The organism is uncultured Gimesia sp. (genome assembly GCF_937910335.1).
GTDB lineage: Bacteria > Planctomycetota > Planctomycetia > Planctomycetales > Planctomycetaceae > Gimesia.
In genome coordinates, this window is sequence record NZ_CALEMX010000235.1 from 1 (window position 1) to 13,144 (window position 13,144).

12 protein-coding genes are annotated in these 13,144 nt (G+C 47.4%); 7 read left to right on the top strand and 5 right to left on the bottom strand.

Annotated features, from left to right (window positions below; translation table 11 throughout):
• Positions 1-392: sialate O-acetylesterase (locus Q0668_RS09285; RefSeq protein WP_298863292.1), on the bottom strand; the 392-nt coding region annotated here is incomplete at its 3' end.
• A gap of 82 nt (positions 393-474) precedes the next feature.
• On the opposite strand from Q0668_RS09285, the gene Q0668_RS09290 reads away from it, so the two are divergent.
• Together Q0668_RS09290 and Q0668_RS09295 are read left to right on the top strand one after the other, a co-directional pair.
• Positions 475-1,383, top strand: a complete 909-nt coding sequence (locus Q0668_RS09290) for an alpha/beta hydrolase (RefSeq protein ID WP_298863293.1) — start codon at positions 475-477, stop codon at positions 1,381-1,383.
• Positions 1,384-1,445: 62 nt separating this feature from the next.
• A complete protein-coding gene (locus tag Q0668_RS09295; protein ID WP_298863294.1) occupies positions 1,446-4,421 on the top strand; it encodes a PVC-type heme-binding CxxCH protein in 2,976 nt (991 codons plus the stop codon).
• 10 nt (positions 4,422-4,431) lie between these two features.
• Here Q0668_RS09295 and Q0668_RS09300 read toward each other — a convergent pair whose 3' ends face one another.
• Positions 4,432-5,202, bottom strand: a complete 771-nt coding sequence (locus Q0668_RS09300; RefSeq protein ID WP_298863296.1) for an SDR family oxidoreductase — start codon at positions 5,200-5,202, stop codon at positions 4,432-4,434.
• Positions 5,203-5,649: 447 nt separating this feature from the next.
• Here Q0668_RS09300 and Q0668_RS09305 point away from each other — a divergent pair, with 447 nt between their 5' ends.
• The 3 genes from Q0668_RS09305 (at position 5,650) to ndk (ending at position 7,981) form a co-directional block, all read left to right on the top strand.
• Entirely contained in the window at positions 5,650-6,045 is a 396-nt protein-coding gene (locus tag Q0668_RS09305; RefSeq protein ID WP_298863298.1) for a metalloregulator ArsR/SmtB family transcription factor, read from the top strand.
• Between the two features lie 142 nt (positions 6,046-6,187).
• Complete coding sequence (gene carA / locus Q0668_RS09310; RefSeq protein WP_298863300.1) at positions 6,188-7,378, top strand: glutamine-hydrolyzing carbamoyl-phosphate synthase small subunit; 1,191 nt, start codon at positions 6,188-6,190, stop codon at positions 7,376-7,378.
• 135 nt (positions 7,379-7,513) lie between these two features.
• Entirely contained in the window at positions 7,514-7,981 is a 468-nt protein-coding gene (gene ndk, locus Q0668_RS09315) for a nucleoside-diphosphate kinase (protein ID WP_298863302.1), read from the top strand.
• 102 nt (positions 7,982-8,083) lie between these two features.
• Here ndk and sucD read toward each other — a convergent pair whose 3' ends face one another.
• Positions 8,084-8,962 (bottom strand): succinate--CoA ligase subunit alpha, encoded by an 879-nt coding sequence (sucD, locus tag Q0668_RS09320; protein WP_298863304.1) that lies wholly within the window; start codon positions 8,960-8,962, stop codon positions 8,084-8,086.
• A gap of 113 nt (positions 8,963-9,075) precedes the next feature.
• Positions 9,076-10,263, bottom strand: coding sequence for an ADP-forming succinate--CoA ligase subunit beta (sucC, locus tag Q0668_RS09325; protein ID WP_298863306.1), 1,188 nt, complete (start codon positions 10,261-10,263; stop codon positions 9,076-9,078).
• Positions 10,264-10,524: 261 nt separating this feature from the next.
• On the opposite strand from sucC, the gene Q0668_RS09330 reads away from it, so the two are divergent.
• Complete coding sequence (locus tag Q0668_RS09330) at positions 10,525-10,971, top strand: RbsD/FucU domain-containing protein (protein WP_298863310.1); 447 nt, start codon at positions 10,525-10,527, stop codon at positions 10,969-10,971.
• Between the two features lie 57 nt (positions 10,972-11,028).
• Here the strand turns inward: Q0668_RS09330 and Q0668_RS09335 are convergent, their stop codons facing one another.
• The gene (locus Q0668_RS09335; protein ID WP_298863313.1) at positions 11,029-12,315 is read right to left on the bottom strand and encodes an adenylosuccinate synthase; all 1,287 of its coding nucleotides are present in this window, start codon (positions 12,313-12,315) and stop codon (positions 11,029-11,031) included.
• Positions 12,316-12,557: 242 nt separating this feature from the next.
• On the opposite strand from Q0668_RS09335, the gene Q0668_RS09340 reads away from it, so the two are divergent.
• Positions 12,558-12,938 (top strand): response regulator, encoded by a 381-nt coding sequence (locus Q0668_RS09340; RefSeq protein WP_298863316.1) that lies wholly within the window; start codon positions 12,558-12,560, stop codon positions 12,936-12,938.
• The last annotated feature ends 206 nt before the right edge of the window (positions 12,939-13,144 follow it).

The following is a 13,144-nucleotide window of genomic DNA, read 5'->3' on the forward strand; positions in this document are numbered from 1 at the left end:
CCGAAAGCCGCCGGTATCAGACCAATCGTGACTTCGCTGTTTGCATCTGCCATCGCAGGACCGAATGCAGAACCTGGCCCGACTCCTGCAATCGTCGGTTTATCAAAATGCAGCGGATCGGTTGCAGGAACCCAATCCCCTTTTTTATCAAGCTTGAGCACTCTCGGATGTGGCACATTTGTCGCGGGAACGACTTTCCCACGTCCTGCCATATTCGACTGTCCCATTAACAAATAGATGTGAAACTTTTCTTTGTCCGGCAATTGAATTACTTTCTCCTCTCCCGGTAACGAGCCAGAAACGACTAACATTCCGATGAACAAGGTCACACTTTGAATCAATTTAATTTTCATTTTTTGATATTCCAATGGGATATAGAGAGATGATTTCATCACACTTTCATTTACTATAGAACCAGACCTGATTCGACATCAAGTACCCAGCATCACGTTTTTATGAAAGAAAATCAGCAACATGAATTCGAATTTTCAAAAAACACTCGCCCTCTCTCTTTTTGTTGGTCTTTGCTGCATGCTGTCAGCACCATCACTCGTTGTAGCGCAAAAAAAACGTGCCGCAAAGAATAATAACTGGAAACCACTGAAAGACGCTGAATTCAAAACCTATAAATCAACAAAACAGGCTAAGCTTCATCTCAATATTTTTAAACCAAAAGACTGGAAACCGGGAGATTCCCGCCCTGCCATCGTGTTCTTCTTTGGTGGCGGTTGGACCGGCGGTAACCCCAGCCAATTCGCATCACACTGTCAACATCTGGCATCCAAAGGCATGGTCGCCTTTGCCGCCGAATACCGCATTAAATCCAAACATAAAACAACCCCCTTCGAATGTGTGGCCGATGGAAAATCAGCCGTCCGCTTCATTCGTCAACACGCTGACGAACTGGGCATCGACCCCAATCGCATCGTTGCCGGCGGTGGCTCAGCGGGAGGCCATGTTGCCGCCTGCACTGGAACCGTAATTGGTTTTGATGAACCGGCTGAAAACAAACAGATTTCGTCCGTTCCCAATGCAATGGCATTATTCAATCCGGTGGTGGACACCACGGAAACAGGTTGGAAAGGGGGCCCCAGACAACTCGGCGAACGCTGCAAAGAGATTTCCCCTATCCATTTCATACGAAAAGATCTGCCACCCACGATCATATTTCACGGCACGGCCGATACCACAGTGTTGATCGAAAATGTCGAACGCTTCACAGAACAGATGAAACAAAAAGGGAATCGCTGTGAACTGAACTCGTATAAAGATCAGGCACACGGTTTTTTCAATTTGAGTAAAAGTAAAGAGAACTATGATTCAACGATTAAAAAACTGGACCAGTTTCTAACATCCCTGGGATATCTTAACCCCAAAAAATAAAACGGGGTTCCTGAACCTGTCAGAATCACCCCTGCCTCTCACCTGCCAAAGGAACAGACAACATGCACGGTCTGCCATCCCGAAAGAATCCTTCACGCCCCTTCATCACCAGTATCTTGCTGCTGACGTACTCAGCACTGTTCCTCACTCCTCTCTTGAATGCAGAAGAGATTAAAACCCCCCGTTCATTGGACGATCGCCTGACGATTGAACTATTTGCCTCCGAACCGGATATCGTCACTGTCACCGGCCTGACAGTGGATCAACGCAACCGTGTCTATGTCGTTGAAAACCATACCCACTTTCGTCCTGAAAATTATACAGGCCCAAAAACAGATCGAATTCGATTGCTGGAAGATACGACCGGCAACGGTCGCGCCGATCGTATTCAGACGTTCTATGAAGGCTCGACCGAAACCATGAATATCGGTGCCCACCCGGATGGTTGGATCTATGTAGCAACCCGGAATTCAATCTTTCGTCTGCGCGATAAAAACGATGATGGCAAAGCTGATATCAGACAAAATCTGATTCAACTCGAAACAACTGCCACGTATCCACATAATGGATTCTCAGGATTTGCCTTTGATTTTTCCAACAACATCTATTTCAGTATGGGAGAGAATGAAGGAGCCGATGCCGAACTTGTTGGTGACTTTGGCAATATCTATTTCACCCTCGGGCAGAATTATGGCGACGATGCTATCCTGATCGGCAAAGGAAATATACGTCTGCCTGCATTGCGAGGTGAAGGAGGCATCTTTCGTTGCCGCACTGATGGCAGTAAACTCGAACGCATCGCTACCGGCTTCTGGAATCCGTTCCATCTCTGTTTTGATGTGTACGGCCGCATGTTTGTTGGCGATAACGATCCCGGTAACCGTCCTCCCTGTCGATTATTAAACATCGTAAAAGGGGGCGATTATGGATACCGCCGTCGCACTCTGGAACCGTTCATAGCCATCAATGCTGAAACACCGGGCACACTCCCTATGACTTCATCCACGGGTGAATCTCCTACCGGACTGATTTCCTATGAATCAGATCAACTGCCCGACGACTATCGAGGCGATCTGCTCGTAGCCAGCTGGGGAGAGCACCGCATTGACCGTTATCATCTCACACCCGAGGGAGCCTCGTTCAAAACAACAACACAACCGGTCATCGCCGGCGAAGAACATTTTCGCCCCGCAGGAATTGCCGTGGGTCCGGATGGCAGCCTGTATATAGGCGACTGGGCCGACCGCTCCTACCCCTTGCATGGCAAAGGGCGTGTCTGGCGAATTCGTGCGACGAAACCGCCACAGTCCTCGCAAACAAAATCCATCACATCCAAAGATTGGCAAATACGCGATGCCGCGGCGAGAAAACTCCTCACGCAGAAAGAAACGGGCATTTCAAAACTGAAAGCGGCTCTCCAAAACTCAGACCCCCGTGTCAGAGCAGTCGCCCTGAACGCATTAATCAGCTCAAAAAAATTGACACCTGAGTTGGTGCATTCCGCTCTGAAAGATAAACAGCCGGAGCTCCGTGAGCTGGCTATAACGAAACTTCCCGCAGCATTGGTAGATTTTCAAAATATCGCTGCCCACGATCATTCACCCGCTGTGCAGGCGGCCGCTATAAGACGCATCTCAAAAAAGTCGGCCTTACCACTTTTATTTGAACGATTAAAAAGTACAGACCTCTTCATGCGACAGGCTGCACGCCAGGGACTCAGACAAACATTAACGGACAAGGAACTGATACAAAACTTTTCGCACAACGAAGCTGCAGTCCGACTTGCCGTCATTCTACTCCTAAAGGAAAGCACATCACCACCGGTTGACTCGCTGTTAAAACAGGCATTGAAAGATGAAAATCCAAAGATTCGTTTTGTCGCAGTGGAATGGATTGGCCGCGATTTACTCAAGTCGTTTCGAGAAACACTGATTTCAGATCTCGCCAGCAAAGCAACCACGCCGGAACTCCTGAAAGCCTATCTGGCTGCGATTGCACAACTGGAGGGTGTCATGAAAGAATGGACCAGGGGCACAACTGGAGACTGGTGGGTCGCTAAATCTAAGGTGCAGAAATACGCGGCCCGCTTACTCGAACTGCCTGGAACATCCCCCGAAGTCATTCAACAAATATTATTATTTTTGCCCGACACCCATCCGGCAATGAGTGAGAAAAAACTGAATGAACTGATCACTTCGAACAACCCGGGAGTACAAACAGAAGCAGTGCGAACGCTGCGCGAAAAAAACACTCAGTCTGGAAGAAAAAAACTTTTGAAGCTCGCGAATAACACAGAGGCAGAAGCGAATTTGCGGGCAGAAGCAGTCATCGGCCTGGATAGCTCACGTCCAGAGAATGTCACTCCACTACTACTATTAGCACATGACAAAAACGAAACTGTCAGCAGAGAGGCATTACGCACATTAACGGGAGCACAATTATCGGATCAACAACAGGCTGCACTTAAAAAAATGGCGATGGAAGAAACTGCAAAATCACCCCTGATTGAACGAATTCTGACTCGACAGATTAAACAAAAAAAACCGTCACAGAATCAGCTCTCTGAATGGATGACGGCGTTGTCAGGGCCAGCCGATTCCCTTTCAGGCCAGCGACTCTTCTTTCACCCCAAAGGCCCTGGTTGTTTCCGCTGCCATCAGATTGATGGGCGTGGTCAGCAAATCGGTCCCGGTTTACTCCGCATGCAGGGAAGAATCGCTCTCAATCGGGAACGATTAGTCGAAGCCATCATTAATCCCAGTAAGGATATCGATCCCGGATTTCTCCCTTTGACCATTGTGACCATCGATGGAAAGACTGCCTCCGGAATTTACCATAAGCATAATAATAAAGTGCGGTCCATCTACGACTCAAAGGGGAAAATTCTCTCATTCAAAATAGAGGACATTGAAGAAATGCTGCCTTCGAAAATATCCATTATGCCCAATGGTCTGATAGATCAAATGACACTACAGGAATTTCGAGATCTAATCGCCTATCTTCTACCCGAAACTGATCAAACCAAATCATCGAATTGACTCCGAAAGCTTATCGAACCGCTCCCCCATTCACATTAATGACCTGACCGGTAATATAAGCCGCTTCCTCGCTGCATAGAAATCGCGCCATCTTCGCAATATCTTCCGGTTTCCCCCAACATTTCATTGGGGTCTCCTGTTTAACACGTTCCTGCCAGACATCGCTTGCCTTTTCGCCCCAGGCAGTTTGAATCCATCCGGGGGCAATACAATTCACTCGCACCTCTGGCGCCATTGAGACAGCCAAAGAACGGCTAAACCCCATAATCGCATTTTTGGATGCTGCAAATAATTCGCCACTCTCCCCCTCCATCCCCCGATCCGATTGGTCCCAGCCTATATTCAGAATACAACCCCGGCCCTGTTGCTGCATACGTTGACCAACTTCATGAGATAAAAGCATCGTCCCACGGATATCAACTTCAAACAGCTGATCCAGTTTCTGATTATATTCCAATTGGGAAGGAGCGCCCGTTAATAAATCAACACCGGCGTTATTAATCCAGATGTCCAATGAACCCCATTCCTGAAATGCCTGATCGATGAATGCGGAATAATTTTCCTGGTCAGACAGGTCGGTTGAAATGGCTCCCGTTTTTCTGCCTTGCCCCTGAATCTGTTTAACAACCTCCTGAGCTGCATCCGCAGAATTCCGGTAATGAACCAGCACATCAGCTCCTGCTTCAGCCAGCTCAAGCGCGATGGCCTTGCCAATACCCGTAGAAGAACCAGTCACTAAAGCTTTCATACCAGACAGATCGCAGAAAGAAGATGCTGACACAACATAACTCCAATATCAGATGAAACTTAAGCATGTTTTAGATATGTTAATTATTGAATAATTAGATAAACTGGATAAATACTAGTTGACGATTGGGCAGAGCACTACCATAATTGCCATCGAAATGAGGGAGCGTTCTTTGTTTTTCTTTTTGAAAAAGAAAGCGTCTCCCACACCTCACATCTTTCGCCTGTCTGGCAAACAATACAAGTAGTTGAGTCAGTTTTTCAACTTAGATCTGCGCGCCATGTTTTACAGGCGATTTTGGGCAAAAGTTTAGTAAAAGGTTCGTATGCCCAGCGATTTGCTGCTTGTTTTTGTTATTAACTTCCCCCGCTTTCAACGTAAGCGAATTGAATTGATTATGCCTCCCCAACCGATCGCTGCAAACATGCGACGGTTTAAAAAGAGTTTTTTTGTATGAATTTGAAAAAGGATACTACGAATATGGCCACAAATCTTGTGGATCAGCCCCAGGAACGATCTGCACAGCGATTCCCTACGCTGCCAGATCATCTTGAAAAGAACTTGGTTAAAGTATTTAAGTTGTTGTCAGACGAGACTCGACTGAAAATCATGCTTTACCTGGCACAGGAAGAAGAATTGTTTGTCACCGCGTTATGCGAACGACTGAATCAGAGTCAGCCCGCCGTCAGCCATCACTTGGCATTATTAAGGGATGCCGGCCTGATTGAAGCACGTCGTGACGGAAAGCACAACTTTTACTCCATTTGCCGCGAACACTTTCATACGATTATGGCTGAATTGTTCAATAGTTTTAATGATCCCGATGATAATATCATCCGCATTGACAATTTTGTTCTGACACAAGACCAGAGTTGAACCCATAAAAAATCAATTCCGAAAAATCTTCTTGAAAGAGGCCGGCCCCCTGTTGCCGGTCTCTTTTTATTTGCGCTCATCTTTGCTAGAACATAAGAGATTTGACCAAATTTTCTTCAACGACCTGAGATCAGTGTAAACTATGCAGAAAACAGCGAAATTAGCCCTTGCCGATGGTAGTGTGTTCACCGGAACCGCATTTGGCGCGGACGGCGAAGTCCACGGCGAAGTTGTGTTCAATACAAGTATGACCGGGTATCAGGAAATTCTGACAGACCCTTCTTATTGCGGGCAAATTGTCACTATGACATACCCGCAAATCGGAAATTATGGGATCGTCCCGGAAGACGTGGAATCAGAGGGAATTGCCTTGCAAGGCTTTATCGTCCGCGAGCTTTGTGAAATCCCCAGTAATTATCGCGCCACCCAAACGCTTGATGAATACCTCAAAGCAGCCGGCATCGTCGGTTTACAGGGAATCGACACCCGCGCACTCGTCCGAAAAATTCGTACCCATGGTGCGATGACGGGCGTGCTCTCGACCGAAGACCTGGATGATGAATCACTTGTAAAGAAAGCGCAAAGCAGTCCTCAACTTGCCGGCCAGGATTTAGTCAGCCAGGTCATTCCCAAAGCAGCGCGGGAATGGAACGAAAGCCTGCATCCGCTGGCACTCAGCAGTTCGACTCATGCTCTCTCTGGTAATAATTTGACCAGCCTTGCAGAAAGCGACTACGTCGCTGAGAATTCCTACCATATTGTTGCCCTCGACTATGGGATGAAATTGAACATTCCGAGGCACTTAACCCAACTCGGATGCAAAGTCACCATTCTCCCCGGAAACTGTTCTGCTCAAGAGGTCCTGGCTTTGAACCCCGACGGCGTCTTTCTTTCGAATGGTCCAGGCGATCCGGAACCGCTGACTTATGCCATTGATACGATTCGCTCGCTCTTAGGCAAAGTCCCGATTTTTGGAATCTGTCTAGGCCATCAACTCTTGGGATTAGCCTGTGGCTGCAAAACATTCAAACTCAAATTTGGACATCGGGGCGCAAACCAACCCGTGGTCAATCACGATACGGGTCAGGTTGAAATCACCTCGCAAAATCATGGGTTTGCCATTGATCCTGAATCGATGCCAGACGACATCGAAGTCACTCATATCAATATGAATGATAATACCGTCGCTGGTTTGCGACATAAAACTCAGCCTGCTTTCAGCGTGCAATATCACCCGGAAGCATCAGCGGGCCCGCATGATAGTCATTATCTGTTCCGACAGTTTTACGAAAGTATCAATCAGGCCCGGGTTTCTTCCGGATCATCTCAATAGGAAAACTGCACAATACAAGATCTCCCTCCTCACTCATGAATATCCCAGAATTTAAACCATACACTAACATAACAGGTTGAGAGAAAACTCAATCCCTGAATTTCTAATAGAGAAACATAATAGAAAGAAATCCAAATGGCGCTCGAAAAAACTCTGATTCTAATTAAACCCGATGCAATGCAACGTCGCCTGGCGGGAACCCTTTTATCTCGCTTCGAAAACAAAGGTCTTAAAATTGTCGGACTGAAATTGCTGAAAGTCACAAAAGAATTATCAGCCGAACACTATGCAGAGCATGTAGAAAAACCATTCTACCCGCTACTCGAAGAATTCATCACCGCGGGTCCCGTTATCGCAATCGTAGCAGAAGGCCCGGAAGCCATCTCTGTCGTACGTTCGATGATGGGTTCCACCAACGGTCGCGAATCAGCACCGGGAACCATTCGTGGGGATTATGGAGTCAGTCGCCAGATGAACTTGGTCCACGGAAGTGATGGACCTGAAGCAGCCGCCCGTGAAATCAAAATTTATTTCAAACCCGAAGAACTGATCGATTACGAAACATCGCTCGGCGGCTGGGTTTGTGCTGACGACGAAAAATAAATATCGCGACTCTCATTGAGCGAAACAAAAAAGGGCAACCAGTGAAACTGGTTGCCCTTTTTAATTTATGCTTCTTCAATTCAGTTTTTTGATGAAATCGAACTAAGCAGCCGCTTCAATCGCGCGCTTGACGGCAGCCCCCATGTCGGCAGGGCTTTCTGCCACGATAACTCCAGCCGCTTCCAAAGCCGCGATCTTTTCATCGGCGGTTCCACTTCCCCCACTGATAATCGCGCCAGCGTGTCCCATCCGTTTTCCGGGAGGGGCCGTCTTACCAGCAATAAAACCAGCAACAGGTTTCGTTACATGATCCCTGATATATTCCGCAGCTTCGATTTCCGCGGTTCCACCGATCTCACCAATCAACATGATTGATTCTGTCGCAGGATCGTTTTCGAATAATTCCAGTAGATCAATAAACGTCGTTCCGATAATCGGGTCGCCGCCAATTCCGACAGCAGTAGTTTGTCCCAAACCAACATTTCCCAACTGCCACGCAGCTTCATAGGTCAAAGTACCACTTTTACTGATCAATCCCACTGAACCGGGCGTATGAATGTAACCAGGCATGATCCCGATTTTCGCGATCCCGGGCGTGATCACTCCCGGACAGTTAGGACCAATCAAACGACTGTTTTTGTCTTTGAGATATTCCATCACCCGAACCATATCAAATACGGGTACACCTTCGGTGATCGCAATAATCAATTCGATGCCCGCATCCGCGGCTTCCATAATCGCTTCACCACAAAAAGGTGGTGGTACGAAAATCAAACTCGTATTGGCGCCAGTCTTTTCGACTGCTTCTTCTACTGTATTAAATACGGGAAAACCATCGACTTCGGTTCCCCCTTTTCCGGGAGTCACACCGCCCAATAAAGGGGTGCCATACTCGCGACATTGCTGGCTATGAAACAGGCCGGACTTACCAGTTATCCCCTGGCAAATGACGCGTGTCTTTTCTGTAACTAAAATACTCATAATGTTTCACCCTTGCGGGAAATATGTTTTTTAAAGATGGCTAAGATCGCTTTTTACAAAACAACCACGTCAAATTAACGCGGCCCCCTGAATCCTCAGAAGACCGCCGTCCACTAAGAACTCAAAGTGGCAACCACTTTCTGAGCAGCATCGGTTAAATCAGTCGCCGAGATAATATCCCGACCACTTTCTGCCAGCATCTTGCGGGCAATTTCCACATTCGTCCCTTCCAGACGAACCACCAGAGGAACCGTGAAGCCAACCTTTTCATAAGCTTCCAGCAATGCGGTCACAATCGTGTCGCACTTCATAATTCCACCAAAGATATTCACCAGGACAGCTTTCACATGATCGTCAGCCAGAATGATACGAAATGCTTCCGATACCTGATCGACATTCGCTCCGCCACCTACATCCAGAAAGTTGGCAGGCTCGCCGCCATGATGCTTGATCAGGTCCATTGTGCTCATCGCCAATCCGGCACCGTTTACCAGACAACCGATGTTTCCGTCTAGCTTAACATAGCTCAAATCAGCATTGCCCGCATCTACTTCAGCCGGGTCTTCTTCGCTCAAATCCCGCAGTTCATCGAAAGGCTTATGACGAAACAAGGCGTTATCATCAAACGAAATTTTTGCATCCAGCGCGACCAATTCTCCATCGCCGGTAATCACCAGCGGATTGATCTCAGCCATGCTGCAATCATTATCGATGAAAAAACGACTTAGCTGACACAGAAACTTCTCTGCATGGCGAACAGTCTTACCTTCCATCCCCAACTTGAAAGCCAGCTTGCGAGCCTGAAAACCGAGTAAACCGGTATGAATGGAAAAGGGTTCACTCAAAATTTTCTCAGGACTCTCATGGGCAACTACCTCAATTTCCATTCCCCCTTCGGTCGAGAGAATCAAAACGGGACCACCCACTTCGCGGTCAACCACACATCCCAGATAGAGCTCCTGTGCAATATCCAACCCCTGCTCGATAAACAGAGTACTGACCTGCTTCCCCTCAGGGCCTGTTTGAATCGTCACCAGGGTCGAACCCAACATTCGTGCGGCATTGTCCCGAACTTCCTCTGCAGATCGTGCCAGGACCACACCCGCTTGATCCGGGTGTTCTTTAAAACGACCCTTCCCACGCCCTCCAGCATGAATCTGTGACTTCACTACCACCAACGGACGATCCAGTTTCTCAAATGCGGCAACCGCTTCTTCCACGGTTTTCGCAATGATCCCCTCAGGTACGGGAATCCCGGCTTCGCGAAATAACTGTTTGGCCTGATATTCGTGAATTTTCATTGATTTTTCAGACTTTCTCCTGAAAATTTGCTACCACTTCGAAGCAGCAGTAATTCAAATAATTTGTTGAACCTCAGCTTGAACTCAGGCCATCATAGCGGCTTCCCAACTGCTTATCCAGCAAGCCATACTCGCCTTCGCAGTAAAATTTCGGCATAATAGAAATCCAGTCCGCTCGCTGGAATCAACCCGTTATTTGAACTGTCAAAATCAGCACTGCAGCGATCAGAAACCTGCATTCATTCAAAAAAGGCGAAATCGATGCTCAAAGGAATCCCTCCCATTATCTCACCGGATCTGATGCACACCCTAATGACTATGGGACACGGCGATGATCTCGTTCTAGCTGATGGAAATTTTCCCGCTGATTCCCATGCGCAACAGATTATTCGACTGGATGGTCACGGTGTACCAGAAATTTTGGACGCCATTCTGCAATTCTTTCCACTGGATACCTTTGTCGATCAGCCCGCAGGTTTGATGAATCCCGTAGATGATCAAACCCCGGAACCTCCCATCTGGGAAACCTATCATCAACTCATCCAAGCCCATGACAGCCGAAACCTCGAGCTGGAAAAAATTGAACGTTTTGAATTTTATGAACGGGCAAAAAATGCCTACGCGATCATCGCTACCAGTGAGACGGCCCTGTATGCCAACCTGATTCTTAAAAAAGGCGTCGTCGTTGATGAATCTGCCGTTGATTAATCGATTGAACCGATTCATACCAACTTCAATCTGAAATAGCAGAATTCACGCTCAGGACTACTTCAATCGAATCGTCTGCTCACGATCCGGGCCGACGGAAACGATCTCGACTGGTTTGCCGATAATTTCTTCAACCGCTTTGATATAAGCAATCGCATTGGCAGGCAGATCTTCCATACGACGGATACCGGTAATGTCCTCTTTCCAGCCTGGAATCGAGCGATATACCGGTTTGGCCTGTTCCAAATCGAGAATATGACTGGGAAAATCTGTCACATGCTGACCATTCACATCATAGGCTTCACAAATTTTCAACTCTTCCAATCCACTCAACACATCCAGCAACATCACAGCGATGCAATCCACGCCACTGATATTGGCCCCGTAACGAGTCGCCACAGCATCGAACCACCCACAGCGTCGCGGACGACCAGTAACGGTTCCATATTCATTACCCACATCACGAATGCGTTGCCCGATACTATCGTGCAACTCTGTAACAAAAGGGCCACCGCCGACACGCGTGGTATACGCCTTCACAACGCCGATCATCTTATCGATATAACGTTCCGAAACACCACTTCCATTATGAATTCCACAGCCCGAGCTATTGGATGAGGTCACATAAGGAAAAGTCCCATGATCGATATCAAGCAAACTGCCCTGCGCGCCTTCAAACAATAGTTTTCGCTTCTCTGCTACCGCTTTCAACAGATAGGCATTGGTATCAACGACATGTGGTTTCAAAATTTCGGCATACTCAGAATATTCTTTGTATATTGCATCCACATCGACGGGTTCTGCTTCCGGATCGAGTGCCTTAAAGATTCGATTTTTATAAGCAACTATCTCTTCCAGTCGGCTACGGAAAAATTCCGGGCGAACCAAGTCTCCCATTCGAATCGCATGCGTTCGACCGGCTTTGTCACGATAGCAGGTACCAATCCCTCGCATGGTCGTCCCAATCGCCTTTTCTTTGCGGCTTTCTTCAAAGACAACTTCTTCCTGCATATGGTAAGGAAAAATCACATGCGCACGATCGCTAATTAACAGCCGACTCGCCTCAATCGGACCATTCTGATCACAAATCGAAGCCATCTCTTTCAGAAAGGCTTTAGGATTGATCACCACCCCGCCTGTAATCACTGACGTCACATTCGGATTCAGAATTCCCGCTGGCAACAAGGAAAGTTTATAGGTCTTTCCGTCAAACTTGACAGTATGACCCGCATTATTGCCTCCCAGATAGCGAACCACGATTTCGTGTTGCTCAGAAAGTAAATCTACGATTTTGCCCTTGGCCTCATCGCCCCACTGTAATCCAATTACCGACGTCGCTGACACAAAATTATCCCGCTGGTTGAGTAAAATAAATGAGGAAAATGCCCTCTGAATTGATTCATTCTGGAATCAAATAGCGGCGAGCACAACGCGCGCACCGGCCCATTTTATCGAACAGATTCCCGTTTGGGGAGCGTCAAGTACCATGATGCGCTTAATAATTGGATTTTCGATACAGTCGGTGATATAATACCCCATGCACACTTCTTTAGTGCGGACCAGATTAAGAAAATAATACCAGGCTAATGAACATATCTCCTCAAAAACGCGTTTTAATCATAGACGATGATGCAGGTCTGATCGAACCCCTCCAGTTGGCACTGGAAGCCGCCGGTTATAAAGTTTTGACAGCTTGTGACGGTATCGAAGGGGTCATGAAAATCGAACGAGACGCCCCCGATCTAGTACTCCTGGATCTGGTCATGCCCCGCCGTAGTGGGCTAGCAGTCCTCGACTCGATCGTCGACAACAAACAACTCGCTCCCCGGATCATCATGGTCACAGGCAGCAACGAAACCAAATACAGGGGGCTGGCAAAGGAAAGAGGCGTCGATCGCTTTTTCCCAAAACCTTACCACATCGAAGATCTGATCCAGGCCGTCAATGAACTGCTCAGTTCAGACTAGATTTCCTACCTTGTCTCAGTCCAGTCTTTCCCATTCTCCTTTCCTCCAGAAATTCAGGTGCACAATTTCGCTCTTGACTCCACCGCGAAAGATCCCAATATGCATTTAACGCGTCGCGCGCGAGATGAGTTTTTTTGCACACTGTTTTTCGCGAATGCTGAAAATCTCACTACTATAAAAGTGCCTGTGTTTTGAAAATCTTCACC

Excerpts from the sequence above, each read along its gene's own strand:
- Q0668_RS09340 (WP_298863316.1), top strand. The coding sequence starts at position 12,558 with ATGAACATATCTCCTCAAAAACGCGTTTTAATCATAGACGATGATGCA.
- sucC (WP_298863306.1), bottom strand. The coding sequence starts at position 10,263 with ATGAAAATTCACGAATATCAGGCCAAACAGTTATTTCGCGAAGCCGGG.
- carA (WP_298863300.1), top strand. The coding sequence starts at position 6,188 with ATGCAGAAAACAGCGAAATTAGCCCTTGCCGATGGTAGTGTGTTCACC.
- Q0668_RS09290 (WP_298863293.1), top strand. The coding sequence starts at position 475 with ATGAATTCGAATTTTCAAAAAACACTCGCCCTCTCTCTTTTTGTTGGT.
- sucD (WP_298863304.1), bottom strand. The coding sequence starts at position 8,962 with ATGAGTATTTTAGTTACAGAAAAGACACGCGTCATTTGCCAGGGGATA.
- Q0668_RS09305 (WP_298863298.1), top strand. The coding sequence starts at position 5,650 with ATGGCCACAAATCTTGTGGATCAGCCCCAGGAACGATCTGCACAGCGA.
- Q0668_RS09295 (WP_298863294.1), top strand. The coding sequence starts at position 1,446 with ATGCACGGTCTGCCATCCCGAAAGAATCCTTCACGCCCCTTCATCACC.
- ndk (WP_298863302.1), top strand. The coding sequence starts at position 7,514 with ATGGCGCTCGAAAAAACTCTGATTCTAATTAAACCCGATGCAATGCAA.
- Q0668_RS09330 (WP_298863310.1), top strand. The coding sequence starts at position 10,525 with ATGCTCAAAGGAATCCCTCCCATTATCTCACCGGATCTGATGCACACC.